Genomic DNA, 24,964 nt, shown 5'->3' with positions numbered 1-24,964 from the left:
TTGCTTTTTTATTAGGCTTGATGGACAGGAGACGCTTTTTTTAAAAACAGCCAGTTGATAAGAAAGAGTAGGAAGCTTACGATAACCATTGTTCCGAATGTAAGCAATAACGACCCGCTCGAAAAGCTTTTTATAAAATGAATAATCGGTTCTTTTGTTACTGGAATTGTGAACAGTAACACCAGAACAGCACCGCTGATCATCCCTCCTGTTTGCCCGAATTTGTAGACAATGCTGCCAAGCAAACACGCGGCTGCTGTAATAAAAAAGATAAAGACAGCGTCCGTTAAAAAGTGAACAGCGAGAGTAGGATCATGGAAGATAAAATCACTTGCATAATAAAGCTGAACATTCATTAAATTCAAACTATTAATCACCTTCATTGAAATGCTCATGATGACAACATTGATAAAAGACATTACAATTGCAAATAGAGCAAAAACACAGGTCATCGTTGAAAGATATGCTTTACGAGTAGCTCCTAACTTTAAGCAAAAGGAAAAACTTTTTCGAATGATAATAAAACTTACAATACCTGAAAAGATATACTGCGGCATACTTGTTACTAACAGAAGATGCTCATTCACCTGACTGAACACTAAAATATCTACTGCAACAAAAGCTAGCAGAATCGTCCAAAAGCGAATCATTAAATACTTTAGTTCAACGTAGAGCGAATAACTAATGGCTGCAAACTGTCCTTTCATTACGCTACACCTCCACGATTGGCTGTAAGATAAATCATAATATCCTGTATGTGAACGGCTTCTACATGAAACGAACTGTCGACAAGTTCTTCAGCATAAATATCTTCATTAAACAGCACTATTTTTTTCTCTCCCCCGAATACCTGTTCATGGATGACTTGCTTTCCTTTTTCATATTCTTCAATTTGACTTTTAGGTCCTTTCACACTTACACAGCGCTGCTGCAAATTTTCTGCTGTATCCTGAAGAATCAGCTTTCCTTTTTGCATAATAAGTACTTCTTCAAACAAATTACTTACTTCATCAATTAAGTGCGTTGAAATAATGAACGTGCGTGGATATTCTTCATATTCATCCAATAAAAGCTCATAAAAGCGGGCTCGCATCGCAGCATCAAGTCCAATATAAGGTTCATCAAAAATTGTGATGCTTGTGCGAGAAGATAACCCAACAATAATTCCTAACGCTGATTCCATACCTTTAGACAATGCTTTCACTTTCCTATTACAATCTAAATCGAACTCTTCCATAAGCCTCTCAGCAGCTTCCTGGCTCCAATAAGGATAAAAAAAGGAGGCAATTTTTAGCACGTCTTTGACTTTTAATGTTTTTTTGAAATTTCCGCTTTCGTTAATTAAGCAGATGTTTTGTAGAACAGAGCGGTTTTCAAACGGAGATTGATTTCCCACTTTTACCTCTCCTGTTGTAACTGGAATATGTCCGGCTACAATTTGCATCAGAGTCGTTTTACCCGCTCCGTTTCTACCTAGCAGTCCGTATATTTTATTTTGTGCTAGCGTAAGTGAAATATCCTTTAACACTTGCTTAGATCCGTAGCATTTATTTAACAGCTGCGCTTCTATATTCATTCTATTTCCCCCTTGTCTAACAGCTCTTTTAACTCGGTTACCGTAATTCCTAAATGCTGTGCTTCTTTTTTCAGCGGAACGATAAAACGGTTATAAAATTCTTCTTTTCTTTGTGTAAGCAACACTTCTTTGGCACCCGCACATACAAACATCCCGATCCCTCTCTTTTTATACAATATTCCGTGGTCAACTAGCTGATTAATTCCTTTAGCTGCCGTTGCAGGGTTAATGCGATACATTTTGGCAAATTCATTCGTAGACGGTACTCTTTCTTCTTCTGGAAAAGCATCATTTAAAATATTCTCTTCGATGGTTTCTTTGATTTGTTGAAAAATTGGTCGCTGATGATCTAATGATTGTTTCATTTTGACTACCTCACTTAAGTGGTTCATTACTCATGTAACTAACTATATAACTAACTGGTTATTTTTTCAAGTATTATTTCCAAAAAAAGAAAAAAAGTCCGTCAGTTAGTTACTGACGGACTTTTTCATTTGACTGTTGAACCACTTGACCGTTCTTTTTACTAGCTCATCCTGCTGCTCTTTAGGAGAAATACTGGCTTTGTTGTCGCCTTTTTGTTTCCCGTACATTCCAAACTGTGCGTGATTAGCTCCTTTTACTTGGACCAGCTCCGTATTTTTTGAAAGTAAATGCTTGGTTTCTTTAATTTTTTCAGGCGTCGACAAACCATCTTTCTCACCGGTTAAAGACAAAATAGGGTAAGTGGAGGTTGAAAAATCATTTTTATTCATCGGATACGATGCTAAAAGAACTAAGCCTTTTATTGAGTTTTGATGATCATACGCATAAGACGCTGCACTCACTCCTCCAAGGGAATGCCCTCCGATAAACCATGCGGCAATCTTCGGGTAGCTCTTCACAATATCCGTCGCTTTATTTTGACTAAAGAAGCTCATATTAAACGGAGAATCTACAACAGCAACAAGATATCCTTCATTTGCAATTTGCTGAGCATAATAGCCATATGCTAACGGCTCTACTTTAGCACCTTGATAAATAATATAGCCGGCCTTTATCTCTTTGTTCGTTTGAGGCTTAAATACGTAATAATCGTCTTTTTTCACTACTTTTTTCTCATCTACCAGTGAGTGAAGCTGTTTTGAAGGTTCATAATCAAAACCCGACCATATAACAAAAAAAGCCGCGGTTACTGCAACAAGAACGGCAAGACTGACTCCTAGTATTTTTAACGTTTTTTTCATGTCACTCCCTCTTTCTGTTTTTTTACTATGTACTCTTTTTATATCTTTTAGACATTTTACATGTTTGTTTCAAAGACATACAAGAAAAAAGAGGGGCTCAATATGCATGAAGCAGCAAAAGTAACGTAAACCATTACAAACAATCAAGCAGAGAAAGCTAAAAATTCGGCTGTAAGCTATAATAAGGGGCAGTCTCATTAGCAGACAACCTTCATTAATGAATATCTCGTTTCTTAAACCTTCCTCCCCTGACTTCAGCAATAGCTGCTACAGCAAAAAAAGCAGATGGATCTATCTCATCGATAATCGCTTTTAACTTTGCTTCTTCAAGCCTGGTAATAACACAAAAAATCACTTTTTTATCATCTCCCGTATACGCACCTTCCCCGTTTAAATACGTGACGCCTCTCCCTAAACGAGCAAGGATTGCTTCACCAATTTGTTCATATTGTTCGCTAATAATCCAAGCTGACTTGGACTCATCTAAACCTTGAATCACAATGTCAATCGTTTTAAAAGCAATGAAGTAAGCCATTAAAGAATACATAGCGCGGTCCCAGCCAAATACAAAACCGGCACTTCCCAAAATAAATAAATTAAAAAACATAATCGTCTCACCTACGGAGAACGGCGTACGCTTATTAAATAAAATAGCTAATATCTCGGTGCCGTCTAAAGAACCTCCGTATCGAATAACAATTCCTACTCCCACACCGAGAACAATTCCGCCAAACACAGTTGCTAAAAGAGGGTCGCCTGTTAAGACCGGCAAGTCGTGAAAAATAGAGGTAGCAATGGATAGAATGATAACACCTAATAGCGTAGATAGCGCAAATGTTTTTCCAATTTGCTTGTATCCAATAAAAAAGAATGGAAGATTTAATACGAAGATATAAAAGCCGATTTGAACATCCGTTAAGTGGGATAAAATAATAGATATACCTACAATTCCACCGTCAATAACCTCATTAGGGACAAGAAAAAATTCTAGCCCGACGGCCATTAAAAGGGCCCCCACTAAAATAAATAGCATACGCTTTACAATCATTTTAGCTGATAGCGAACGATGAACAACCTTTTTTATTTCATGATTCGTTTGCAGCACATAACTTCCCCTCCTTTTTGTGATAGAGACATCAATTACTAACTAAACGCTCTATTTTAATATTATCACAAAATTCAAACTATTTATCTGCTCTTTTACAAAAATTTCATCTAATGAAATAAATTATGCATATATTGGATAAAATTGTAGATGATAACAAGTGAATAAATGCCCGAGTACGTTCAAAAGTGAATGCACCCCGACCACTTTTCATACGGGATTAACAGGACAAACTTAGATTAAAAGGAGAGTAAAACGTTATGAACCGTGTAAAGATTATTGCTGCTTCTTTACTCGCAGTTTTATTGCTAGCTTTTTCAGATAATTTCACTTCTGCAGCTGTGCAGGAGGCAATGATACGAGTTGTGCATGCATCACCTGATGCACCTGAAGTAGATATATATGTGGACAATCAAAGCATCGTAGTCGGCGCATCGTTTAAAGATGTGACAGATTACCTTAAGGTACCTGCGGGGTCTCATAAAGTAGAGGTATATGCTATAGGTACAAAAGGAAAAGAAAAACCTGTCATTTCAACTAATGTAACCGTCGAAGCAAACAAAGCCTATACCCTTGCTGCTATTAACCAAGTTGCACACTTAGAATTAAAAGTAGCTCAAGATGATATGAACGTAGCTAAAGGAAAGAGTAAAATCCGAATTGCTCACTTTTCTCCAGATGCTCCCGCTGTTAATGTAGGTATTAATCACGGCCCTACTTTGTTTAAAGACACTGCTTTTAAACAAATGACAAATTATTCTGAAGTAGATGCCGGAACTTATGATTTAACCATCGCAACTAGTCAAGACAATAAAAAAATACTGGAAATTCCAAATCTTAATTTAGAAGCCAACACGGTCTACACGGTGCTCGCTATTAACAAAGCCGACAGCCTTGAAACGCTGTTATTAAAAGATAATACCGCTATGCCTTCCGAAATGCCAAAAACCGGTATGGGCGGTGCTTCAGAGGATAATTATAATTCAATTGTGCCTGTTCTTACTTTATTGGGAATTGGAGCGGTCGCTATATTTGTTGTTCGTCGTCACAGAGGATACGAAAGCGAATGAAATGGATAGGAGGGGTTTTCACCTTTTCTTTTATACTATTCATGAGCAGCTGGTTTGCCCAATCAGCATTTGCAAATAGCTCGACGGATTTTGTTGTGAAGATGGCTGAAACAAAATCGGCTCAATCCTTGAAATCTTCAGGGACCGCTTCTACACCTCTTCCATCTCAGCTTATTATTCCGAAGCTTCATATCAAGGCTTTTATAAAAGGAATGGGCCTTACTAATCAAGGTGAAATGAGCGTTCCTGATAATGGTCATGATGTAGCATGGTTTAAGCTTGGAGCAAGACCCGGAGAGGAAGGAAATGCGGTCATTGCAGGACATGTTGATGACCAAAAAGGACCCGCTATCTTCTATCATCTCGACAAGCTCACAAAAGGAGATGAAATTTTTGTAACCGATCAGCAAGGTCAGCAGCTGGCCTTTGTTGTTACCAATAAAGCTTCTTACCCCCGAGAGTCTGCTCCTATCAGAGAGATTTTCGGTCCAACTTTTCAACACCAGCTTAATTTAATCACCTGTACGGGAACATTTGATCATAAACAGAAAACTCATGAGCGCAGACTCGTTATTTATACAAGCCTCCGCCCGGAAAAAACAGCCGATGTTTCTCACTAAACATCGGCCTTTATTACTTTTAATTACACACTGGTTCGTTTTATTTAAATATTTACACAGCCTTAATATGAACACAACATCTCGCTGGTAAACTAATGCACGACCCCTCAATAAAAAGGAGTTTTGATATGAGACGAAAATGGTGGTTTGTAAGCTCACTCACTTTTTGTTTATGCGGTATTTTTATGTTTATACATACGCAGGCAGCTTCTACTCAAGCAGAAAAAGTAGCCATTATTGCTCATCGAGGCGCATCAGGATATGAGCCAGAGCATACGATGCAATCTTATCTCACGGCCGTCCAGCAAAAAGCGGATTACATTGAACTTGATCTTCACATGTCTAAAGATCAGCAGCTTGTAGCCATTCATGACTACAAAGTTGACCGCACGACAAATGGAACAGGATATGTAAAACAGTATACAGTGAAGCAGCTTCAGCGTTTGAACGCAGGAAAAGGTCCTAAAAAAGCCGTCATTCCAACTTTAGAAGAAATATTCCGTAAGTTTGGCAATCGAACAAACTATTATATTGAAACAAAATCTCCTCATGAATATCCAGGTATGGAAAAAGAATTGTTAACGCTGATGGCTAAGTACAACATTCATACCAATCACGTCATTGTACAATCATTTAGTCCTGAAAGCTTAAAAACCGTCCATCGATACCGACCTACTATGAAACTAATTCAACTGATTCGTTCCAAGCAAACCAATATGTTAACAGATCAGCAGTTCAGACAAATTAAAACATACGCGAACGGCATCGGTCCTAACGCAAGCACGCTGACAAAACCATATGTACAAAAAGCTCGCTCGTATGATTTAGACGTCCACCCGTATACAGTAAATGATGAAAAACAAATGAGAACACTTATCGAGTGGGGCGTAACCGGCATGTTTACTAATTACCCGGATCGTCTTTATAACGTGCTTCATAAAAAATAAACACTTGCCGCGGCAAGTGTTTATTCTTTATACATCTCTTCTATTCGCTCGCCACAAGTACAGGCTAATTAATGCTATGGCATAAAGCAAAGCCCAGCCAAACACCAAAAATTTATTTAATCCTTCGTTAATAAATTGAATGATTGCAGATACGGGCGGCAGTACATACAGCAGCAGTCCGCCTCCTTGATACGGAAATGAAACGCCTGCCGCTGCAAGCGTAATGATTAAAATAAACAGAGGTCCAAACCACGATAAGCTGCCTTCTCTTACAACATCTCTTGTAAAAACAAGACCTATGCTCATACCAAGCAAACTAAACGTCCAGTGAATAATAAACCCAAACACCATTTGCTTAGTGGATATATCCACTTCAAACATATCAAGCAGCACGGGATAGGCAATTGAAACCGCTGATAAAAATGTAAACAGCAGAACACAGCTAATAAGTTTGCTCGTAAAGTACTTATTCTTTTTCCCTACGTGAAGTTTTGTAATAACTTCTTGACTGGAATCTTCCGCGTGAAACAGCGACATTGTAAACCAAGTGGTTAGAAAAAAGAGGAAAAGCGCCGTATTAAAAAAGCTATCAAGCACCGGGTTCGGTCTATATGTATAGTTCATACACAGCGAAATAATATAAAGTGCAAGCGGCGGAATATATCGATACGATTTAATATATGTAATAAAATGATAGCGAATCAATGCACCCATCTTAAATTTCTTCCCTTTCCATATGATATAGCTTTACAACTTCACCTTGAACAGCAAGTAATTCTGCAAGAAACTCGTTTACATATTTTTTATCTATATAAAAAATCCAGTAGTTTCCGTGCTGTTCAATTTTCGTGCACTTTTCTTTTAATAAACGAAGTGGCTTATTAAGAATCACATTTGCCTCAATAACCGTTAAATGCTCAATGAGTTGAACGCGCTCATTTTTTAAAATGCGCTGTGACCCAATGGTGATAACACGATCCGCTACAGCATGTATGAGCCTTTCTTCATGACACGTAAATACAATGGTCATCCCTCGTTCTTTTAGCTTTGTAAAAATTCGTTCTACTTCTAGCTGAGCACGCGCATCTAATCCTGATAGAGGTTCATCAAGCAATAGCAGCTTAGAAGAACTCAGCAGTGCTTGCATCATGTTGACTTTTTGCTTCATTCCTTTTGAAAAAGAAACGATTTCTTCATGTCTAAACTCTACCATTTCGAAAGTTTCGAGCAGCTCTTCAATTCTAGAGCTGCGCTTTTTCTTAGACAATCCTTGAATTCGTCCCATGTGCTGCAAATAACCTGCTAGGGTAAAACGCAGCTCCTGAGGAAATTGCTCTACCACAAATCCAGGCGTACCGGTTTCTTTATCAAGGTGAATTGTTCCTTTAGTCGGTTTAGATAATCCGCCAATTAGCTTTAAAAACGTACTTTTTCCCGCCCCATTTTTTCCAACAATCGCAACAGTCTCTCCTTTATAAAGGGTCGTATGAATGTTTTCTAATACGGTATGTTTTTTGTATACTTTTGCAACATTTTTTAATTCAATCAGTTTTTCCATCCGCTGCCTCGCCTCTCCATAATCCTATATGTTAAATCATAGCATATTTATGGGGAATGTGCTTCCATCTCTATACGTTTCAGCTAAATTTTTCCCGTACAAAAAAGCCTTTGATATGATCAAAGGCTTTTTATAGACAATACCATATGCTCTTCATCAATAAATTCACCATCTACTTGAAGAGCTCTTTTTTCATACGCATAAGAAGTAAAACCGAGGCTTTTGTATAGGGCTTTTGCCCCTTCATTTTTAGCAGCGACAGCTAGGTAGATTTGCAAAACATTCGCTTTGGAAAAAGCTTGTTCAACAGCGGCTTTTAACAGCTTCTTCCCAAGACCTTTCCCCCTTGCTTCAGGGGCTACGTACATGCCCCAAATATCTCCTTTATGCTGAACTTTTAAAGGCTTTTGCTGCTGAAACCCTACAATCCCTACAAGCTGGCTTTCCATAAAAGCTCCTACTACAAATTCTGATTGGCTGCTTGGGAAATAATTTCTGATATCAGCAATTTCTTTTTCATATTCTTCTTCATAACTTAAAATAAAACTTTCGGGATGATCTTTTAAAGCACGAAGACGGAGTTCAAAGTACACGTCAGCGTCTTCTTTTGCCAACAATCGTATATTCATCTTTTCACCTTAGTTTCTTATGTTTTAATTAGCTATTAAGGACTGTACACGCTAAATACTTCATTCCACCGATACAGCTCATAATAATTTCCCGGCAGGTCTAAATCTGAAATAAGTACCTTGTCATTTTTCGTATCTTTTATGCGCGTTAAAAGATTTGCTTGTTTTCGATTTGTACGAATCCACATCGTTTGATTCGTTGCTTTATGATAAACAGGCGCGTAATCGCCTAAGCCTTTTTGCGGAAATGTGAACTGACTTTGCTTATTTGTCTTTACATTCATGCTATATAAAAAAGGCAGCGGCCTCTTTTTTTCATCATTCGACCACCCTGCTTCGGGCACACGTGAAATGATGATGTTATCTTTTTCTGTCCAAGTGAAATCCCAATCTGCGAAGCCTTTTGGCGTAAACACATGTTCTTTAAAAACGGGCATCTCTTTTAAAGTGAACTTTTTATTTTCGGTGGCAAATCTTCCTTCTCCATTAATAAATGCCAGTACTTGCTCTTCATTACTCCACTTAAACCAATTGGGTACATTAAGCATATCTCCCACCACTTGAAAAGCTTTTCCTTCTTTTGTAATGATGCACAGCTTATTTGCATCTGCAGACATCGAAGCCGTTGGAATAGCGATAAAACTAATCCATTGACCGTTAGGAGACCATTTAAAGCTGCTTGTTGTATACGCAAAAAATGAATCATTTTCTGCTGGCAGCGTCGTAAAAGCCTCTACTTTTTTCACATCTAACCCTGCATATTTGCTCACTGTATATAGCTTTACCGGTCCCCATCCCGTGGGCGCCAGCGCAGCAGCTGACGTAATTAAAAATCGATCTCCTTCCGGAAACCATGAAAACTGATCAACTCCTATGGCTACACGCTTCTTTTCATGCGTTTTAACGTTGTAATATACTAAGATTCCATTCGAAATATACGCAAGCTCCTCGGCAACCGGTGACCATTGATAATGAGTCACATCATGTTCAACAAGCAGCGGTTTTCCTTTTAACGGTGCAATCATTAAAGAATCATTTTCTGCATACGCAACTATATCTCCATGTGATGACCATTGAGGCATAGAGGCATGACGGGCATAGGATAACTGCCTTTCGGTACCGTTATCATATACCCATAGGTTTCCTTGCCGTATAAAACTGACCTTCACTGTATTGGCAGCATTTATTTGCATAGGGAACAACATAAGAAAAAGCAGACATAACGCTATTTTTTTCACCATGTTCACTCCTGTCTTTTTTTATAGCGTTACACAAATCTCCTCATCTCATCACATTTTTGAAAAAATAAAAAAGCGCAGCGGATAGCTGCGCTTTTTGTATATTATGATTTTGACTTAGATTTTGGTGATGGCTTTGTTTTAGCTTGTGCTGCATTATTGGCCGCATCTTTTTCTTTTAATAAACTCATACGTTTTTTCAAGTAGTAACCTTGTCCAATTCCGAATAAGTTACCAATTACCCAATATAGTGCAAGAGCAGATGGAAGTGAAATTCCCGCTACTAAGATGAAGATTGGCATAATGTTCATCATCATTTTCATTGGAGGTTGAATTTCATCCGTCATACTTACACGAATTTGTAAGAATGTCGTAATCGCTGCAACTACCGGTAAAATGAAGTAAGGATCTGGCTTTCCTAAACTTACCCATAAGAATGAATGCTGCGCAATTTCATGCGTTCGTGCAATGGCATTATAAAATGCGATAATAATAGGCATTTGAATAAAGATTGGCAAACATCCGCCAACCGGATTAATTTTATGCGTTTGGTAAAGCTGCATCATTTCTTTTTGCTGCTTTTGCTGTGTTTCCGGATCTTTTTTACCAGCATATTTCTTTTGAATCTTTTCCATCTCTGGACGAAGTGCTTGCATAGCCATCGTGCTCTTTTGCTGTTTTAAAATAAGTGGCAATAGAACTAAACGAATGATAACCGTCGCAATAATAATAGACAGACCATAGCTTCCGCCTGCCCACTCAGCAATTTTCGTTAATGCCATAGATAAAGGGTAAACAAAATAATGATCCCAGAATCCGCCACTTGTAGCCGTAACCGGTGTTTTTGTACTGCTACAGCCGGCTAGAGCTAAAAGAAGCGCTCCCATTAAACCAAGCAATAATAATTTTTTATTTCTTTTCATATTCTTTCCTCCTAATAATGACTAAATGTATGAAGTGTTTTTCAGAAGGAAAGGATCTTCTTCATCATTATTCTTCTCTTTAACTGGTGTTTTTCTATACACATGTATAAATACATTTCGTCTTTTCCATATCGTTAATACTGAAGGATCGATCCCTGCATTCACATGGTCAGTGACAGGTTCCGCATGAAAAGCCGTAAACCTAGCTTCACGAAGCATATAATAACAAAGGATGTATAAAACGAAAGCAGATAAATACGGCGCATATAGAAAAAGATCGTGATAAAATTCCATGTGCCAGCTCTCTTTCTGACTATAATAGTACAATCCAATATATGTAGTGTAGCATTTACGTTCCTGTTACACAACATCAACTTATCTCTTTGACTGTTCTACGTATTACTTTTTAAAAAGTTTCATATTTACGACACAAAATTTGCTCACCATAAAATATGATGAGCAAATCTAATACCATTCTCTATTCTCGTATGCTTAGCGCTGGTTCTCAGTCTTCTTTTAGTTTCATGAACCACGTAACGCCGAATGCTACACCCACAGAAATAATCATACCGATGATATAGTGAATTAAATTGCTCATACCAAGCGGTGCGGCGATTGCCATCATTGGAATACCTGTGAGTCCGTATGCATTGGCTACTACGTGCATAAGTACAACGTAGCCTCCCCCGGCTGCCCCGCCTATAGCCGCAGCAATAAATGGCTTGCGAAGCCGTAAATTGACGCCAAAGATAATCGGTTCTGTAATTCCTAAGAAAGAAGAAATAGCCGCCGGAATCGCAATTTTTTTCGTTTTGGCATTTTTCGTCTTAAAGTAAACAGCCAGCCCTGCTCCTCCTTGCGCTACATTCGCGCAGGCCCAAATAGGAAGTAAGAAGTTAACACCAATCTTCGGGTTAGCAAGCAGCCCTGCTTCAATAGCATGAAAACTATGCTGCAGGCCTGTTAATACAATGGTTGAATATAAGCCACCAAACAAAATTCCTGCAAACACTCCGGCTACATCGTATAGAGACTGAAGGCTAATGGAAATTAAATCTCCAATATAGCGGCCGAAAGGACCAATAAACACAAGTGACACAAAGCCCGTGATAATAACAGTTAAAAAAGGCGTAACAAGTAAATCAACCGAATTCGGCACAATTTTCCGCAGGCCCTTTTCAATTTTACTCATCACGTAAATAGCTAATAAAATTGGAACGACCGTACCTTGATAGCCAATCAGCGGAATACTTAAGCCAAACAAATCCATATATTCTGGCTTAGCATCTGCTAATGTCCATGGATTTAATAACATCGGATGCGTCAAAATCCCTCCGATAACCGCTCCAAGATAAGGGTTTGAACCAAATTCTTTTGCAGCTGAAAACCCGATTAAAATCGGTAAAATGATAAATGCTGCGCCTGAGAACATGTCCAATAAAACAAATAACGCACTATCTTCTGAGACCCAGTGGAACGCTTTCATCATACCGAGCAATCCCATTAATAAACCGCTTGCTACAATGGCTGGAATAATCGGAACAAAAATATTGGAAAGCATGCGGGCAAAACGGGCAAATGGGTTCATCTTCTTCTTCATTTCTTCTTGGTGATCTACTGGGGCAGCAGCCTCTTCAGCGCCTAATTCTTTAACAAAAGCAGCGTGGATTTTATTAACGAGACCGGTTCCAAAAATGATTTGAAACTGTCCTGAATTTGAAAAAGCCCCTTTTACATCCTCTATTTCATCCAAACCTTTTTGATCGATTTTGCTTTCATCTCGAATAACGAGGCGCAAACGCGTAGCACAGTGCTGGGCACTAGCAATATTTTCTTTTCCTCCCAAAAGCGGAACAAGCTTTTTAGCAATTTCTTTTACGTCCATCTTACTTCCTCCTTGTTGTATGTCATAAAAAAAGCAAGACCTAAAACACGCTTATAAAAGACACACTTGTCCTTTATGCGCATTCTAGGTCTTGCCTGCTTTACCAGTCACAATCCCGATTATTCAATTAATACGCTTTCATTGTACTCAATGCAACAATATTCGTCAATGCTTTTTTCTATATTCTTTGCTCTATTCGGCAAATGTGAAGCGTGATGTAGCCTAACTCCGCTTCTGGAAAATTAATGTCGTACTCCTCTTTGACAAATTGCTTTATCGTTTCAGCACACTGATACGATTTTTTATATTTGACTTTTAATACGTCGAGCATCTCTTCATCCATCTCATGAAAAGGTTCATTTTGCGCTAAACGATTTAACGCAAAGCGCAAGTGAGTCAGCAGACGCTGATAGGACATGCTGTTTTCATCAATCTCCATATTCAGCTCTTTTTTTATAATCGTAACCATTTCATTAATAATCGTTGTATTCATCATGAGCTGCTGCATTCCTGGTGAATTCAGTTTCGCCGTATGAATATGAAGCGCAATATATCCCGCTTCATCAATCGGCATCGTGATGTCTAACCTCTTTTTGATATGCTGAAGAGCCCACACTCCTATTGCATACTCAGGCTGATAGAGTGATTTAATTTCATTAAGCAATTTATTTTGGATGGAAATTCCGCGGGCTATCCTTTCGACAGCAAAGGATAAATGATCGCTCAAAGCAATATGCACATGATGACTTAGCGTAGCAGAAAGCTGCTGCTCAGCATACGAAATGATTTCTTCCGCCACTTGAATATGCTCTTCAGGAAGATTTTTTAATAGTTCTTGAAACTTTTCCTGTTCTTCTTTCATGACAAAGACTTTCTCCACTTTTGCAGCATTAATAAGATCATTTTTACCTTTTTGAAAAGCGATGCCGGGACCCATCGCAATCTTTTCAACTCCGCCTTCCTTAAAGACAACGGCGTTGTTATTTAACACTTTTAAAATCTTCAAATGCGCTCTCCTTTCTTAAAGGAAAAGGCCTTGCTTATTACTTCATCGTTACTTTTGCACAAGCAGTTTCGCCTTTTTGAACCGTCCCTTGAGCCAAAATTTCGAAACTTTCACTTGCATCACTATTTGTAACAACAATTGGTGTGATAATGCTTTTCGCTTTTTCTTGAATAAGCGCTAAATCAAATGTAATAAGAGGTGTTCCTACACTTACTTTGTCACCTTGTGTTACGTGAGCTTCGAATCCTTCGCCTTCCATTGCCACTGTTTCAAGGCCGATATGTATTAATACTTCTGTACCGGCTTCTGTTTTTAAGCCTACCGCATGTTTTGTATGAAAAAGCTGAACGACTTCCCCAGCAACGGGTGAAACAACTTGTCCTTCTGAAGGTTCGATTGCAAAACCGTCTCCCATCATCTTCTGTGCGAACACTGGATCTGGCACTTCGCTGATTGGCAGGATATTACCTGAAAGCGGAGCTAGAACGGTTGTTTCTTTTGATTTTGTCTTATTACCAAATAATTTTTTAAACATCTCAATCACCCTTTTTTAGATTGTACTTGTAGCATACCCCAATGATTCTGCAGAAAAACTTCCCCTATCCTGATGGTACATTAACATGGTCATTATTTAACCATGCTTTTTTTATCTTGTAAATAAAAATGTATAAGCGCTTTTATAAGAAGCACGTTCCCTATGCTGCACTTTATGTAACCCTTTCTACATCTTCTGAAGGGTGGATATTGAATTTTAACCCTAAAAAAGAGGTTAAGACATAAACAAATGAATCCAATCTAAAGACGAATAACTCGTATACATGAGCCGAACCGCTTTTGACACCGCAGTTGATTTCCGTGCAAGACTTCGCTTTCCGCGGGCGGATGCTGAGCCTCCTCGTCGCATACGCTCCTGTGGGGTCTCACCTATTCCGCTTTTCCCGCAGGAGTCTTCGGCTTGCCCTCCCATCAACTGCTAGAAAGACTTACAAACATGAAACCTACGTTCACCGTAACAAAAAAAAACGAACCACTAATCAAACATCTTGATCAGTGGTTCGTTTTTCACTTCGTCTAAAATCCTTTTGTCCCAGCCTCTTGAGATTAGAACGTTGACGCAACTTCTTTTGCTTTTTCAGATGCTTTTGCTAGAATATTGTCTGCTTCTGCTGGCGTGTAAGCCATGCCTTCTGCAACAACCAGTTGGAAATCTTGAACACCAATGAATCCCATTACTGTACGTAAATAGCTTTGAGTAAATTCTAGCTCTGCCGCAGGGCCTTCTGAATACACGCCTCCACGAGCTTCTAGTAATACTACCTTTTTATCTGAAGCTAATCCTACTGGACCATTTTCAGTATATTTAAACGTTTTTCCTGCAATTAAAATGTTATCAATATATGCTTTCATTAGTGGAGGGAAACTTAAGTTCCACATTGGAGCTGAGAAAATAACTTTGTCAGCTTGTAAAAACTGCTCTACTAATTCACCCATACGCGTTACTTTTTCTAACTCAACAGCTGATAATTCTTCACCAGCTCCAGCTTTTCCCCATGCTGCTAAAACATCTCCATCGATGAATGGAACTGTTTCTTTATACAGATCAAGCGTTGTCACTGTATCAGTCGGGTTTGCTGTTTTATACTCATCTAAGAAAACCTGTGCTAAACGAGTTGAAAATGATGCTTCATCAACCTGCGGATTTACTTTTACATATAATACATTTGCCATAAATGTCATCTCCTAAAAAGTGTCTATTATCATCAGTTCGAGATATTACTAAACAAATTATCTTTAATTCGAGATTTATTATATAACGCCATTTTTTATGCGTCAACCTTTTCGCACAAAAAAACTCCGCAAGCGGAGTTTTATATACATTGAAATTCTCGAATTTGATTTACATCTACCCCTGCATACACCCAGAAAGATCCTGTCCAGCGATATCCTGCAACTGAGCGTCTGCCTACAAAGGTTGGGTAAAACCAGTAAGGTCGACCATTTCTCGGCCATATATAGGTGTATCGGTATAAGCATCCTGAAATAGCGCCTGGATCAACAGCATAAAGCGATGGACCTCCTGAACCTAGCTTTGGTGTAGGTGTAAAAGCTGGCGGCGGACTTGAAGGTGGCTGCGCCCCTCCCTGCGGCGGAAACCCTTGGCCCCCTCCTCCAGGTGGTGGCGGTGGAAAGCCTTGACCTCCTCCTCCAGGTGGCGGCGGCGGAAAGCCCTGACCTCCTCCTCCAGGTGGAAACGATGGAAAGCCTTGGCCTCCTCCAGGTGGAAACAAATTTTGAAAACGTGGATCGTATTGATATGGATACATACGCACTCCCCCTTTATAATGCTTGCTACGTTACAATATGCATCATAATGAAGATAGGTGAATGTCTACTTTTACCTTCTATAGACTAATGGAACGATGTCAAACTTGGTGAGCTTAAAGGAGGCTTACCCGAAGAAATAATAAATCCAACACGGAAACTACTTGCGTGTTGGATCTGCTTGCGGAAAATATTTTTCAATAAAATTATACAGCCAAAATACGGTAATCAAAATAGGCGCTATCAGAAAAGGATGTTGAACCCACCTTTTCACCAGTACCTTTTCAAATGACGGAATCGATTTTAACACTTGAAATAACGAGCTTCCGCTAAAAATAACGCTCGTTCCTATCAATAAAAAAGACAGCGAGTTAAATTGATCTATCCACATACTCATAGAGATATAAAAACTAACACCGGTTCCTATGCCCCCCATTATTCCGCTTAAAATACTTTTTACCGAAAAAGGAATCCCCACAAACCATCCGGCTCCTAGTCCTGCACACCCTGCTAAAATGCTAGAAAAAAGCAGCGGCTGCTCAAGCCAGAGACATGCATTCACTCCAACCACTAAGGTAACATGTATTCCTACGTGAAGGGAAATTCTTTTGCCAACAGGCTCTGAAACATAATGATGGTAGCGCCCGCTATAAAAAATTGTCCACCATAATAATAAAAATGCTGTCAAACTTGCCCCTATAATCATAAACACACCTCTCTACGTTATGATTCTATTAATCTCTATCTATTATTTTCCTAATATCCTGTGTCTCTTATTCGGTAATCTACCCTATGCCTTCCATACGTTCATCAGTAAGAAAGTAGACTATGACTGTTTACTTGTAGGGAGCTAAGAAGTTGAATGTCTGCATGTAGAAAAAGATAGTGTAGAACACTTTCTCTTACCTTTACTATTATTCATATGTATAGCTTGCTAGATTTAGTCCTTGCAGTTTAGAATTTTTCAGTCGTTCATATGAAACTATTTGCCCCTTTCTTTCGTTATATATATACATGTTTCTTTATCTTTTCACGTGCAAAAAAAGATAAATTCCTATAATATGTTTTCATATTAACCTTTAAGGAGATAAAGAAGATGAATTGAATAAATCCTTACAAATAGAGTTTTTAGAAAAAAGAAATTGTTATCATTTCTCCTATTTATGTTATAGAATAATTCATGTATAATAAAAGGCTGTATGGTAACGCAGCTTGCGACATATCTTTTCTTACTTTTAGCAAGTCTATATTCAAAGCAAAAACTGCAAAGCGGGGTTAGTGCGACTCTTCATTAATCGACTTTGCATTAAAAACCAGCATTTTTCTTTTATCATAAAGAAAGAATGAGATTTAATAGTGACAGGTGAATAATATGGGTGAAAATCAAAGAAATGTTAGTAGATTTGACTGGAACTTGGCTTTCCTAATCTTCCTATTGTTTTGCGTAAGCGTTGTGGCAATCCATAGTGCTGAAAAAATTGGGCAGTATGATAAGAACTTCGTAGCGCAACAAGTTGTTTTTTATATTATTGGAATGGTGATTATAGGATTTGTCATGCGTTTTGACTCCGATCAGCTTCAAAAGCTAACGTGGGTTTTTTATGGATTTGGGAACTTTTTATTGCTTCTTTTACTAGTGGCTCCTTCAAGTATTGCCAGAGAAATTAACGGGGCAAAAAGTTGGTTCACACTTCCCGGCTTCTCGTTGCAGCCATCAGAGTTTATGAAAGTGTTTTTGATTATCACACTGAGTACGGTCATTGTTAAACACAATGAAAAATATCGTATCCGAACAGTAAGAGAAGACTTTTTACTGCTTGGTAAACTAGGCGCTGTACTTGCTTTACCTTTATTGTTAATCATGCAGCAGCCTGACTTAGGTACCGCTCTTGTGTTCTTAGCAATCACAGTTGGACTTGTATTTGTTTCAGGCGTAAGCTGGAAAATCATCGCGCCTGCGTTTTTAGGTATTACAGCGGTTGGTTCTGTTATTTTGGGACTTGTTGTTTATGCACCTAACTTATTAGAAAAGTATCTAGGGGTTAAGCAATACCAATTTGGACGTATTTATTCTTGGCTTGATCCTGAGTCGTATAGTTCGGGAGAGGGCTATCATTTAAAGAAATCGTTAGATGCGATTGGGTCAGGAATGGTAAACGGTAAAGGGATCGGAAATGGAGTTGTCTATTTGCCAGAAGGACAGACCGACTTTATTTTTGCGGTTATTGGAGAAGAGTTTGGCTTTATAGGCGCCAGCATTGTTATTAGTCTTTTCTTCGTACTCGTTTATTACTTGATCAAGCTAGGGCTTGAAACAAAAAATGAATTCAATTCTTACTTATGTGTAGGCGTTATTTCAATGCTTACGTTCCACGTATTTCAAAATATCGGTATGACCATTCAAGTCTTGCCTATTACCGGAATTCCACTTCCTTTTATTTCATATGGAGGTAGTTCACTGATGGGGAACATGTTTGCAATGGGTCTGATGTTTGGAATCTCATGGCATCACAAACGCTATATGTTTGGAAATGATTAAAGAGAGACAATGGTCTCTCTTTTTTCTTTTATCTCCCTATTAAGCATGCTACAATAAAGAAAACGCTTTCAAAAACTGTTTTGAAAGGAGTAGATATGCATGCTTGATTACCAATATCGGCGCAAAGCCTATGCTATTTTGTTAAAACAGACATCCGCACCCTCATCTACAACTTCTTTTTCCACCTGGCTCATACAGCTACTAAAACGAAACAAGTAAAAAAGGTGTGCTACTGCACACCTTTTTTACTTGTTCGACAGCGACGTTAAGCCAATCTGCCTAACGATTTTTTTACTCTCTTCATTTAATCCTTTTACAATAACCTTTTTATTCAATCGCTCGTACTTATCGATAATTTTCGAGATGCCAATCACGGCCGATTGATCCCATATATGAGAAGAACTAAAATCAATAATGATGGTATCTGGGTCTGTTTCATACTGAAATTCATCCATAAAGAAACTGATGGTAGCAAAAAATAATTGTCCTGAAACTCTGTATTGCTTCGTATTACCTTCTGTTTGTGAAGTTGTTTTGATTTTAGCCATCTTCCAGCCAAATACAATCGTACTTAAAACAATACCTACCATTACTCCTAATGCTAAGTTATGTGTAAACAATACGATAACCACCGTAACAACCATTACAATGGCATCCGATAGCGGATATTTCGTTAAGTCTTTAAGGGACTGCCAATCAAATGTACCGGCAGCTACCATAAACATAACGCCTACAAGAGCAGCCATTGGAATTTGTTTAACAACATCGCCAAGCACCATAATTAAGAACAATAAAAAGACTCCGGCGACTAAGGTAGATAACCTTCCACGTCCCCCTGATTTTACATTAATCATAGATTGTCCAATCATGGCACAGCCAGCCATTCCTCCAAAGAAACCTGTTACAATATTAGCGATGCCTTGACCGCGCGCTTCTTTATTTTTATTCGAAGGCGTATCTGTAATTTCGTCCAGCACCGTTGCCGTTAGCATAGATTCAAGTAGACCTACAATCGCTAAAGGAAGCGAATAAGGTAAAATGATGACCAGTGTCTCCACTGATAAATCAACCTTTGGAAAGTGAAGAACCGGCAGCGAACGCGTAATATTCCCCATATCTCCTACCGTTTTTAAATCTAAATGAAAGACAATCGCTACAATCGTCATCAAGACAATGGCAACAAGCGGAGATGGTATTGCCTTGGTCATGAGCGGAAATAAGTAGACGATGAGCAGCGTTCCGGCTACCATTGCGTACATCATCCAATTTGCTCCTTCAAAATGCGGAAGCTGTGCGGTAAAAATCAAAATACCGAGCGCATTTACAAAGCCAATCATCACTGTTTGAGGAAGAAATGATAAAAACCTTCCTACTTTCAAAACACCAAGTAAAATTTGAATAATTCCGGTTAAAACAGTAGCTGCAAATAAATACTCAATGCCGTGATCTTTGACTAAGTTAATCATCAATAAAGACATTGCTCCTGTTGCAGCTGAAATCATAGCTGGTCTTCCACCTGTAAAAGCAATCACAATTGCCATACAAAAAGATGCATACAGACCCACCATAGGATTGACACCGGCGATAATGGAAAAAGCAAGGGCTTCTGGAATAAGCGCAAGAGCAACTGTCATCCCTGACAAAATGTCTGCTCGAACATTTGAAAACCACTGCTGTTTAATACTTGCCATCATGATGGTTTATCACCTCTTATGAATTTTTTATACGATTTTCGACTTTCACGAAAATCAAGGCCGTTTTTAACGTATCAAATCGTACCATACAATTTCCTATTTGGAAACAATTAATTTTCACAAATAAAAAGACGAGAAGCTTGATTGCTTCTCGTCTTTTTATTTGTTACGCGGCAGCATTTCGCTTCCATTCAGCAAATAAATGAAATTATGTTCATTCATTAATTGCTGCTTCAAGCGCAACAACAATCATATCGTTGAACGTCGTTTGACGTTCTTCTGACGTTGTTTCTTCACCAGTGAAGATGTGATCACTTACTGTTAAAACCGACAAAGCATTACGGCCGTATTTAGCGGCTAGCGTATACAGAGCCGTCGTTTCCATTTCAACTGCCAATACGCCGTGAGCTGCTAATTTTTCTAGCTGGCCGTCTTCATTGTAAAATTGATCAGATGTAAATACACTTCCTACTTTTAACTGAAGGCCTTTTTCAACACCTGCATCGTAAGCGCGCTTTAATAAATCAAAGTTAGCTGTCGGTGCGTAGTCAATAGGACCAAATTTAACGCGGTTCATTTGTGAATCACTTGACGAAGACATGGCTAAAATAACGTCACGTACTTTTACATCTTTTTGGATTGCTCCGCATGTACCCACGCGAATTAGGTTTTGAACACCATATTCATTCATTAGTTCATTTACATAAATAGCAATCGATGGTACACCCATTCCCGTTCCTTGAACAGAAACGCGCTTTCCTTTATATGTTCCTGTAAATCCAAGCATACCGCGCACTTCGTTATAGCAAGTTACATCTTCTAAAAACGTTTCTGCAATGTATTTTGCACGAAGTGGATCACCTGGAAGTAAAATTGTTTCTGCAATATCACCTTGTTTTGCCCCAATATGTACGCTCATTTCGTACCTCCTATATGTAAAAAATCTTACGCTTTCACTATACCATATTGTATCCCTTGCATGTCTATTTACTTCTAACATTATGCGTCAAAAATAAAAAGACATACTGCCCAAAAAATGGCGTAGTATGTCTTTTTATATAAGGGTACGCTAATAGCGCAAGGGATTTACTAACTTTAGCTGAGGTGATATGTATGGGGAAAAAACATCGCAACCGAATTAATTCGCCTAAAAAGAATAATCACATTCCAAAAGAAGCAATTATAGCAGAACATGAAGCCCATGGAGATGAATATTCAGCAACAAACCGAAAAAATGGCCCTGGTCATCATACTCGTGATTACTAAGAGTCAACATATAAATAAAAAGCGGCCAGATAGGTCGCTTTTACCTTATGTTTAACGTACATGCAGGCGATTCACTTTTTGCCATCCGTCTGTCCATAGCTTGTAGTAATACTTCCCTCGAGTACCTTCATCAATTAACAAAATATCGCCTGTGCTAATAAATCTCGCATCACAATCTTTTGGCAAATTATCAGCAATATTAAACATCTGAAATACTTGTGTTGCAGCGTCTTGATGATCGAATGCTGTAATCGTTAGACGATGGACAGGCTTATATCCGCGCTTTTCGCCTTTTTCTTCTGTTTGCATAATGGTTACATCATATTCTGTGCTAATATTAAATTGTTTTTTTATTGTGGTCCACACACTCAACATTCTTCCCTCCACCCAAAAGCAAGTATTTACTCTTTTACGTCATGTATTCTTATATAATTAGTGATAAAATCCGAAAATCCTTTATCGAATCAAAACGTTTTTTGTCGAAATTACTAGTTTCTCCTTATTAAACATGTACATAAAATATTTGTTTCCCATTTTATCATTAGTTGTTTTTGAATGGATGAATCAATAGACCTACTTAAACAAAATGAAATATTAACGAAAAAAATGTAACCATTGCTCCTATTTTTGGTTATATAGGCGCTTAGAAAGGAGGTAGACTCCTAATGACCAAGCAAGTCCTACACAATATCCTGCTAGTATATCCGTTAAAAAGTGTACGCCTAAATACAAACGGCTAAATCCAATTAATAAAATAATAATAGCAATTACGCATGCAGCTGCCGTTTTAATAGCCCTGCTTCTTGTATACATCCATATTAACAAAAGCACTCCGCTGTAAAACGCCATTGAGTTCATGGCATGTCCGCTCGGAAAACTATAGTGAGAGGCGGGAACGACTTGACTCCAATCAGGTCTTGGTCTTGCAAAAATCTCCTTCAATCCCCAATTTAAAGCGCGAACTCCCCAAAAAACAAGCGTGATATATAAAGCGAGCAATCCTTTTCGTTTATAAAGAAGAAATACTATAATGGCAAACCATATTGGCGCAGTGACATACCAAGATCCTACAGTTGTTATAAATATGATGATGGGTGTTAACGTATCCGTCCTCCATCCTTCAATGGTATGAAGTACATTAAAGTCAAGCTGTTTCACCCAAGGTGTATTAAACGTAAATAAAATGAGTAAAAAGAAAGCTAAAAGCGATACAATAAATAGAGAATATTTTGTAGTGCGATTTACCATTTTTTATTTCCTCCAACCTATTAAAAGAAAAAGCATGTAGCGTGCTACATGCTTTACTTATTCACACGTTTTGGCTGAATATAGTCTTCCGGCTTGGGAGCTTGATGAACGACAAATTCAGCCGAAAATTCCTCTTTTGCATTTATTTTTTTCGTTTGTTTTGATTGCGGCATATACCTCTCTCCTTTCTTTTTACTGTCTTTAATATACGAAAAATAAAGGAGAGCTATGCACGTTAGCTATAGCGTGAAATAATATTGGTTAATCTATTTTTTAACTGAGGAATTTCTTTTTCAGAAACATGAACATGAACGAGCGACTCATCTGCATCCAGCATTTCAGATAAAAACCCCCCAAACCCTCTGGCTCGTCGATCTACTTCTATAAATAAATCGTAGTCATGTAAGCCGCTCGGCTGCACGATGATTTCAATTTCATCTACTTTCCCAGCGTACACTCCACCGCTTGGAACAAATTCAAATTCTTGAACAAAAGGAAGTCTTTTTCTCATCCTGCGAGGAGCTTCTTCGCACTCGACTTGGCGCAAGCGAAAGCCAAGCTGTTCCATCGCTTCAATTGTGCTTGTTACCATAAGGTTAGGGAGCACTTTTACATGATCAATATCCGACGGATCAACCGCATCTTTAATATCGAGGCTCGTCGCCACCCACACTCGGGTTCTCCCTAATGTAACAGGCGTATCATCAGGCAGCTGAAAGGTAAAAGGAATAGACTTGGTTTCAGATGGTTGGATCGTAAACGGGTCGTTAATCTTAAACGTATTAAGTTCAATGTCCTGCTTGTATTTTTTATCGTCTCTTTCTTTTACATAGGTTGTGAATAGACGCAGATAGATGCTGTCAATTTTCTGCTCAACATTTCCGCCGTACACTTCAACAATCCCTTCAATCGTTTCACCAGCACGAAATTCATCATTGACAAGCTTAGCATCCACTCGCGCTGCACCAATTCCAATGCGGGCTAACGCTTTATTAAATAGCGCCATGCTTTTCCCTCCCCGAGTTCTTACTATTTATATAGTCATAAATGTCTTTTTGTAAACTTTTAATACTTTCATACGCTTCATCTGCTCTCAGCATTTTTTGAATGATGGTTTTAATGGGCGCCGACAAGCTTAGCTCTTGTTCCCAGCTTTTTTCTTGTTTATCCGTCGGCTCATAACCAGAATACAATAAAAATAAAAGAAAATGACCAAGCGCATAGATATCGCTTGCAACCGATGTTTGTCTCATAAACTGCTGTTCTTCTATAAGGCTGCTTGTTTCTTCATGAGCTCCCAAAAATCTTGCAAGACCAAAGTCAATAACATAGATGGTCCCGTTAACATCAATAATGTTTGGAATACGAAGATCACGGTGAACGATTCCTTGCTCATGAATAACGGAAACTACTTTTAGAATATCAAGTAAAATGTCAAGCGCTTTTTCTTCTGTATATACGCGCTTCTCTTCAAAAATTAAATCTTCAAACGTTTTTCCTTGAATCAACTCCATCACTAGAAAACACCCTTCATCTATTTCAACAGCTTCATACAGCGAAGGAATTTGAGGATGATCTAGTTGAGACAGCAGTTTTGCTTCATAATGAAAAGACTTCAGCCCCTGAGGCGTGCGCTGCTTCGTTTTGCGGAGCTGCTTTATTACTACCTCTTTTTGTTGCACAATGTCACTAGCAACATATGTTATACCATAGCTCCCCATTCCCAGTACATTTATGATTTCATAGCGCTCACAAATGACTGTTCCTTTTTTAAAAGGACGGTCAACTAGCCAGCGATGAAAGTGTTTGAACATTCGATTTTTCATTCCAAATCAACTTGAGAAAAAGCTTGAGAAGAAGCTTCCGCTTTTGCGTTTACGCTTGTAATGGTGATGACCATATTTTGAATGACTGTGGCTGTCATAATATTTGCTTCGTTTATAATCGCTACTGCTGCTATGGTGACGCGGACGTCTGTGATGATGATCACTGCTGCTGTAGTGGCGTGGACCTCGGTAGTGTCGATCACTGCTGCTGTAGCGGCGATGTTTAGATCCAGTTAATGATTCAAATATTTTTCTGAACATAAAGAAAACCTCTTTTCTTAACATT

The 24,964-nt window shown here is 38.5% G+C and carries 29 protein-coding genes; 5 read left to right on the top strand and 24 right to left on the bottom strand.

The window, feature by feature from the left end:
- Window positions 1-11: 11 nt before the first annotated feature.
- From ACRPLY_RS08045 to ACRPLY_RS08025, 5 genes are all read right to left on the bottom strand, one after another.
- A complete protein-coding gene (locus ACRPLY_RS08045) occupies window positions 12-707 on the bottom strand; it encodes a hypothetical protein (protein WP_033579869.1) in 696 nt (231 codons plus the stop codon).
- Window positions 707-1,576, bottom strand: a complete 870-nt coding sequence (locus ACRPLY_RS08040; RefSeq protein WP_028415094.1) for an ABC transporter ATP-binding protein — start codon at window positions 1,574-1,576, stop codon at window positions 707-709. The genes ACRPLY_RS08045 and ACRPLY_RS08040 overlap by 1 nt, the downstream gene beginning before the upstream one ends.
- Complete coding sequence (locus ACRPLY_RS08035) at window positions 1,573-1,941, bottom strand: GntR family transcriptional regulator (RefSeq protein ID WP_028415095.1); 369 nt, start codon at window positions 1,939-1,941, stop codon at window positions 1,573-1,575. Before ACRPLY_RS08035 ends, ACRPLY_RS08040 begins: the two co-directional genes overlap by 4 nt.
- A 105-nt stretch (window positions 1,942-2,046) precedes the next feature.
- Complete coding sequence (locus ACRPLY_RS08030) at window positions 2,047-2,802, bottom strand: alpha/beta family hydrolase (RefSeq protein WP_049166054.1); 756 nt, start codon at window positions 2,800-2,802, stop codon at window positions 2,047-2,049.
- A gap of 214 nt (window positions 2,803-3,016) precedes the next feature.
- The gene (locus ACRPLY_RS08025) at window positions 3,017-3,907 is read right to left on the bottom strand and encodes a YitT family protein (protein WP_013058693.1); all 891 of its coding nucleotides are present in this window, start codon (window positions 3,905-3,907) and stop codon (window positions 3,017-3,019) included.
- Window positions 3,908-4,167: 260 nt separating this feature from the next.
- Here ACRPLY_RS08025 and ACRPLY_RS08020 point away from each other — a divergent pair, with 260 nt between their 5' ends.
- The 3 genes from ACRPLY_RS08020 to ACRPLY_RS08010 all read left to right on the top strand — a co-directional run bounded on the left by ACRPLY_RS08020 (window position 4,168) and on the right by ACRPLY_RS08010 (window position 6,544).
- A complete protein-coding gene (locus ACRPLY_RS08020) occupies window positions 4,168-4,977 on the top strand; it encodes a DUF4397 domain-containing protein (RefSeq protein WP_033579867.1) in 810 nt (269 codons plus the stop codon).
- Window positions 4,974-5,597, top strand: coding sequence for a class F sortase (locus ACRPLY_RS08015; RefSeq protein ID WP_028415098.1), 624 nt, complete (start codon window positions 4,974-4,976; stop codon window positions 5,595-5,597). Before ACRPLY_RS08020 ends, ACRPLY_RS08015 begins: the two co-directional genes overlap by 4 nt.
- Window positions 5,598-5,725: 128 nt before the next feature.
- Complete coding sequence (locus ACRPLY_RS08010) at window positions 5,726-6,544, top strand: glycerophosphodiester phosphodiesterase family protein (protein ID WP_155010511.1); 819 nt, start codon at window positions 5,726-5,728, stop codon at window positions 6,542-6,544.
- A gap of 27 nt (window positions 6,545-6,571) precedes the next feature.
- Here ACRPLY_RS08010 and ACRPLY_RS08005 read toward each other — a convergent pair whose 3' ends face one another.
- From ACRPLY_RS08005 to ACRPLY_RS07950, 12 genes are all read right to left on the bottom strand, one after another.
- Window positions 6,572-7,258: a hypothetical protein gene (locus tag ACRPLY_RS08005; RefSeq protein WP_028415100.1), complete on the bottom strand. Its 687-nt coding sequence runs from the start codon at window positions 7,256-7,258 to the stop codon at window positions 6,572-6,574.
- 1 nt (window position 7,259) lies between these two features.
- Window positions 7,260-8,102, bottom strand: a complete 843-nt coding sequence (locus tag ACRPLY_RS08000) for an ATP-binding cassette domain-containing protein (RefSeq protein ID WP_033579865.1) — start codon at window positions 8,100-8,102, stop codon at window positions 7,260-7,262.
- A gap of 119 nt (window positions 8,103-8,221) precedes the next feature.
- Window positions 8,222-8,731: a GNAT family N-acetyltransferase gene (locus tag ACRPLY_RS07995; RefSeq protein ID WP_098999613.1), complete on the bottom strand. Its 510-nt coding sequence runs from the start codon at window positions 8,729-8,731 to the stop codon at window positions 8,222-8,224.
- A 35-nt stretch (window positions 8,732-8,766) separates the two neighbouring features.
- Complete coding sequence (locus ACRPLY_RS07990; protein ID WP_224980521.1) at window positions 8,767-9,972, bottom strand: TolB family protein; 1,206 nt, start codon at window positions 9,970-9,972, stop codon at window positions 8,767-8,769.
- Window positions 9,973-10,073: 101 nt separating this feature from the next.
- Window positions 10,074-10,892, bottom strand: coding sequence for a membrane protein insertase YidC (gene yidC / locus ACRPLY_RS07985; protein WP_014458568.1), 819 nt, complete (start codon window positions 10,890-10,892; stop codon window positions 10,074-10,076).
- A 505-nt stretch (window positions 10,893-11,397) separates the two neighbouring features.
- The gene (locus tag ACRPLY_RS07980; protein WP_028415103.1) at window positions 11,398-12,777 is read right to left on the bottom strand and encodes a sucrose-specific PTS transporter subunit IIBC; all 1,380 of its coding nucleotides are present in this window, start codon (window positions 12,775-12,777) and stop codon (window positions 11,398-11,400) included.
- Between the two features lie 178 nt (window positions 12,778-12,955).
- Window positions 12,956-13,783, bottom strand: coding sequence for a PRD domain-containing protein (locus ACRPLY_RS07975; RefSeq protein WP_028415104.1), 828 nt, complete (start codon window positions 13,781-13,783; stop codon window positions 12,956-12,958).
- A 37-nt stretch (window positions 13,784-13,820) separates the two neighbouring features.
- Complete coding sequence (locus tag ACRPLY_RS07970) at window positions 13,821-14,318, bottom strand: PTS sugar transporter subunit IIA (protein WP_098999610.1); 498 nt, start codon at window positions 14,316-14,318, stop codon at window positions 13,821-13,823.
- Between the two features lie 234 nt (window positions 14,319-14,552).
- Window positions 14,553-14,750, bottom strand: a complete 198-nt coding sequence (locus tag ACRPLY_RS07965) for a hypothetical protein (protein WP_372452798.1) — start codon at window positions 14,748-14,750, stop codon at window positions 14,553-14,555.
- A gap of 134 nt (window positions 14,751-14,884) precedes the next feature.
- Window positions 14,885-15,511, bottom strand: a complete 627-nt coding sequence (locus ACRPLY_RS07960; RefSeq protein WP_014458563.1) for an FMN-dependent NADH-azoreductase — start codon at window positions 15,509-15,511, stop codon at window positions 14,885-14,887.
- Between the two features lie 140 nt (window positions 15,512-15,651).
- Window positions 15,652-16,107 (bottom strand): transporter, encoded by a 456-nt coding sequence (locus ACRPLY_RS07955; protein WP_116739483.1) that lies wholly within the window; start codon window positions 16,105-16,107, stop codon window positions 15,652-15,654.
- A 158-nt stretch (window positions 16,108-16,265) separates the two neighbouring features.
- Entirely contained in the window at window positions 16,266-16,811 is a 546-nt protein-coding gene (locus ACRPLY_RS07950; protein WP_047749948.1) for a hypothetical protein, read from the bottom strand.
- Window positions 16,812-17,477: 666 nt separating this feature from the next.
- Between ACRPLY_RS07950 and ACRPLY_RS07945 the strand changes: the two genes are divergently transcribed.
- A complete protein-coding gene (locus ACRPLY_RS07945; RefSeq protein ID WP_014458560.1) occupies window positions 17,478-18,644 on the top strand; it encodes an FtsW/RodA/SpoVE family cell cycle protein in 1,167 nt (388 codons plus the stop codon).
- A gap of 245 nt (window positions 18,645-18,889) precedes the next feature.
- On the opposite strand, the gene ACRPLY_RS07940 is transcribed toward ACRPLY_RS07945, so the two are convergent.
- Window positions 18,890-20,338 carry a SulP family inorganic anion transporter gene (locus ACRPLY_RS07940; protein WP_323873958.1) on the bottom strand — a complete coding sequence of 483 codons (1,449 nt, stop codon included), beginning with the start codon at window positions 20,336-20,338 and terminating at the stop codon, window positions 18,890-18,892.
- A 214-nt stretch (window positions 20,339-20,552) separates the two neighbouring features.
- The gene (deoD, locus tag ACRPLY_RS07935) at window positions 20,553-21,257 is read right to left on the bottom strand and encodes a purine-nucleoside phosphorylase (protein WP_013058711.1); all 705 of its coding nucleotides are present in this window, start codon (window positions 21,255-21,257) and stop codon (window positions 20,553-20,555) included.
- 194 nt (window positions 21,258-21,451) lie between these two features.
- Here deoD and ACRPLY_RS07930 point away from each other — a divergent pair, with 194 nt between their 5' ends.
- The gene (locus tag ACRPLY_RS07930) at window positions 21,452-21,604 is read left to right on the top strand and encodes a hypothetical protein (RefSeq protein ID WP_013058712.1); all 153 of its coding nucleotides are present in this window, start codon (window positions 21,452-21,454) and stop codon (window positions 21,602-21,604) included.
- A gap of 51 nt (window positions 21,605-21,655) precedes the next feature.
- Here the strand turns inward: ACRPLY_RS07930 and ACRPLY_RS07925 are convergent, their stop codons facing one another.
- The 5 genes from ACRPLY_RS07925 to ACRPLY_RS07905 form a co-directional block, all read right to left on the bottom strand.
- A complete protein-coding gene (locus ACRPLY_RS07925) occupies window positions 21,656-21,979 on the bottom strand; it encodes a hypothetical protein (RefSeq protein WP_013058713.1) in 324 nt (107 codons plus the stop codon).
- A gap of 246 nt (window positions 21,980-22,225) precedes the next feature.
- The gene (locus ACRPLY_RS07920) at window positions 22,226-22,852 is read right to left on the bottom strand and encodes a phosphatase PAP2 family protein (protein ID WP_028415110.1); all 627 of its coding nucleotides are present in this window, start codon (window positions 22,850-22,852) and stop codon (window positions 22,226-22,228) included.
- Window positions 22,853-23,087: 235 nt separating this feature from the next.
- Complete coding sequence (locus tag ACRPLY_RS07915; RefSeq protein WP_028415111.1) at window positions 23,088-23,858, bottom strand: sporulation protein; 771 nt, start codon at window positions 23,856-23,858, stop codon at window positions 23,088-23,090.
- Window positions 23,845-24,678, bottom strand: a complete 834-nt coding sequence (locus ACRPLY_RS07910; RefSeq protein WP_047749946.1) for a serine/threonine protein kinase — start codon at window positions 24,676-24,678, stop codon at window positions 23,845-23,847. Before ACRPLY_RS07910 ends, ACRPLY_RS07915 begins: the two co-directional genes overlap by 14 nt.
- 6 nt (window positions 24,679-24,684) lie before the next feature.
- Window positions 24,685-24,939 (bottom strand): hypothetical protein, encoded by a 255-nt coding sequence (locus ACRPLY_RS07905; RefSeq protein WP_323873956.1) that lies wholly within the window; start codon window positions 24,937-24,939, stop codon window positions 24,685-24,687.
- Window positions 24,940-24,964: the final 25 nt, after the last annotated feature.

It is taken from the genome of Priestia sp. TGN 0903 (genome assembly GCF_050846855.1).
In the GTDB taxonomy this organism is placed as follows: domain Bacteria; phylum Bacillota; class Bacilli; order Bacillales; family Bacillaceae_H; genus Priestia; species Priestia zanthoxyli.
Note: the sequence above shows the minus strand (reverse complement) of the source record. Positions and strands in the feature narration are given on the sequence as shown.

Coding starts and splice junctions, on each gene's coding strand:
- ACRPLY_RS07965 (WP_372452798.1), bottom strand. CDS start 14,750: ATGGGAGGGCAAGCCGAAGACTCCTGCGGGAAAAGCGGAATAGGTGAG.
- ACRPLY_RS08035 (WP_028415095.1), bottom strand. CDS start 1,941: ATGAAACAATCATTAGATCATCAGCGACCAATTTTTCAACAAATCAAA.
- ACRPLY_RS08045 (WP_033579869.1), bottom strand. CDS start 707: ATGAAAGGACAGTTTGCAGCCATTAGTTATTCGCTCTACGTTGAACTA.
- ACRPLY_RS07970 (WP_098999610.1), bottom strand. CDS start 14,318: ATGTTTAAAAAATTATTTGGTAATAAGACAAAATCAAAAGAAACAACC.
- ACRPLY_RS08000 (WP_033579865.1), bottom strand. CDS start 8,102: ATGGAAAAACTGATTGAATTAAAAAATGTTGCAAAAGTATACAAAAAA.
- ACRPLY_RS07995 (WP_098999613.1), bottom strand. CDS start 8,731: ATGAATATACGATTGTTGGCAAAAGAAGACGCTGACGTGTACTTTGAA.
- ACRPLY_RS08040 (WP_028415094.1), bottom strand. CDS start 1,576: ATGAATATAGAAGCGCAGCTGTTAAATAAATGCTACGGATCTAAGCAA.
- ACRPLY_RS07930 (WP_013058712.1), top strand. CDS start 21,452: ATGGGGAAAAAACATCGCAACCGAATTAATTCGCCTAAAAAGAATAAT.
- ACRPLY_RS07915 (WP_028415111.1), bottom strand. CDS start 23,858: ATGGCGCTATTTAATAAAGCGTTAGCCCGCATTGGAATTGGTGCAGCG.
- ACRPLY_RS07920 (WP_028415110.1), bottom strand. CDS start 22,852: ATGGTAAATCGCACTACAAAATATTCTCTATTTATTGTATCGCTTTTA.
- ACRPLY_RS07925 (WP_013058713.1), bottom strand. CDS start 21,979: ATGTTGAGTGTGTGGACCACAATAAAAAAACAATTTAATATTAGCACA.
- ACRPLY_RS08030 (WP_049166054.1), bottom strand. CDS start 2,802: ATGAAAAAAACGTTAAAAATACTAGGAGTCAGTCTTGCCGTTCTTGTT.
- ACRPLY_RS07980 (WP_028415103.1), bottom strand. CDS start 12,777: ATGGACGTAAAAGAAATTGCTAAAAAGCTTGTTCCGCTTTTGGGAGGA.
- ACRPLY_RS08020 (WP_033579867.1), top strand. CDS start 4,168: ATGAACCGTGTAAAGATTATTGCTGCTTCTTTACTCGCAGTTTTATTG.
- ACRPLY_RS07905 (WP_323873956.1), bottom strand. CDS start 24,939: ATGTTCAGAAAAATATTTGAATCATTAACTGGATCTAAACATCGCCGC.
- ACRPLY_RS08010 (WP_155010511.1), top strand. CDS start 5,726: ATGAGACGAAAATGGTGGTTTGTAAGCTCACTCACTTTTTGTTTATGC.
- ACRPLY_RS07910 (WP_047749946.1), bottom strand. CDS start 24,678: ATGAAAAATCGAATGTTCAAACACTTTCATCGCTGGCTAGTTGACCGT.
- ACRPLY_RS07990 (WP_224980521.1), bottom strand. CDS start 9,972: ATGGTGAAAAAAATAGCGTTATGTCTGCTTTTTCTTATGTTGTTCCCT.
- ACRPLY_RS08015 (WP_028415098.1), top strand. CDS start 4,974: ATGAAATGGATAGGAGGGGTTTTCACCTTTTCTTTTATACTATTCATG.
- ACRPLY_RS08005 (WP_028415100.1), bottom strand. CDS start 7,258: ATGGGTGCATTGATTCGCTATCATTTTATTACATATATTAAATCGTAT.
- ACRPLY_RS07960 (WP_014458563.1), bottom strand. CDS start 15,511: ATGGCAAATGTATTATATGTAAAAGTAAATCCGCAGGTTGATGAAGCA.
- ACRPLY_RS07950 (WP_047749948.1), bottom strand. CDS start 16,811: ATGATTATAGGGGCAAGTTTGACAGCATTTTTATTATTATGGTGGACA.
- yidC (WP_014458568.1), bottom strand. CDS start 10,892: ATGAAAAGAAATAAAAAATTATTATTGCTTGGTTTAATGGGAGCGCTT.
- deoD (WP_013058711.1), bottom strand. CDS start 21,257: ATGAGCGTACATATTGGGGCAAAACAAGGTGATATTGCAGAAACAATT.
- ACRPLY_RS07945 (WP_014458560.1), top strand. CDS start 17,478: ATGGGTGAAAATCAAAGAAATGTTAGTAGATTTGACTGGAACTTGGCT.
- ACRPLY_RS07940 (WP_323873958.1), bottom strand. CDS start 20,338: ATGATGGCAAGTATTAAACAGCAGTGGTTTTCAAATGTTCGAGCAGAC.
- ACRPLY_RS07955 (WP_116739483.1), bottom strand. CDS start 16,107: ATGTATCCATATCAATACGATCCACGTTTTCAAAATTTGTTTCCACCT.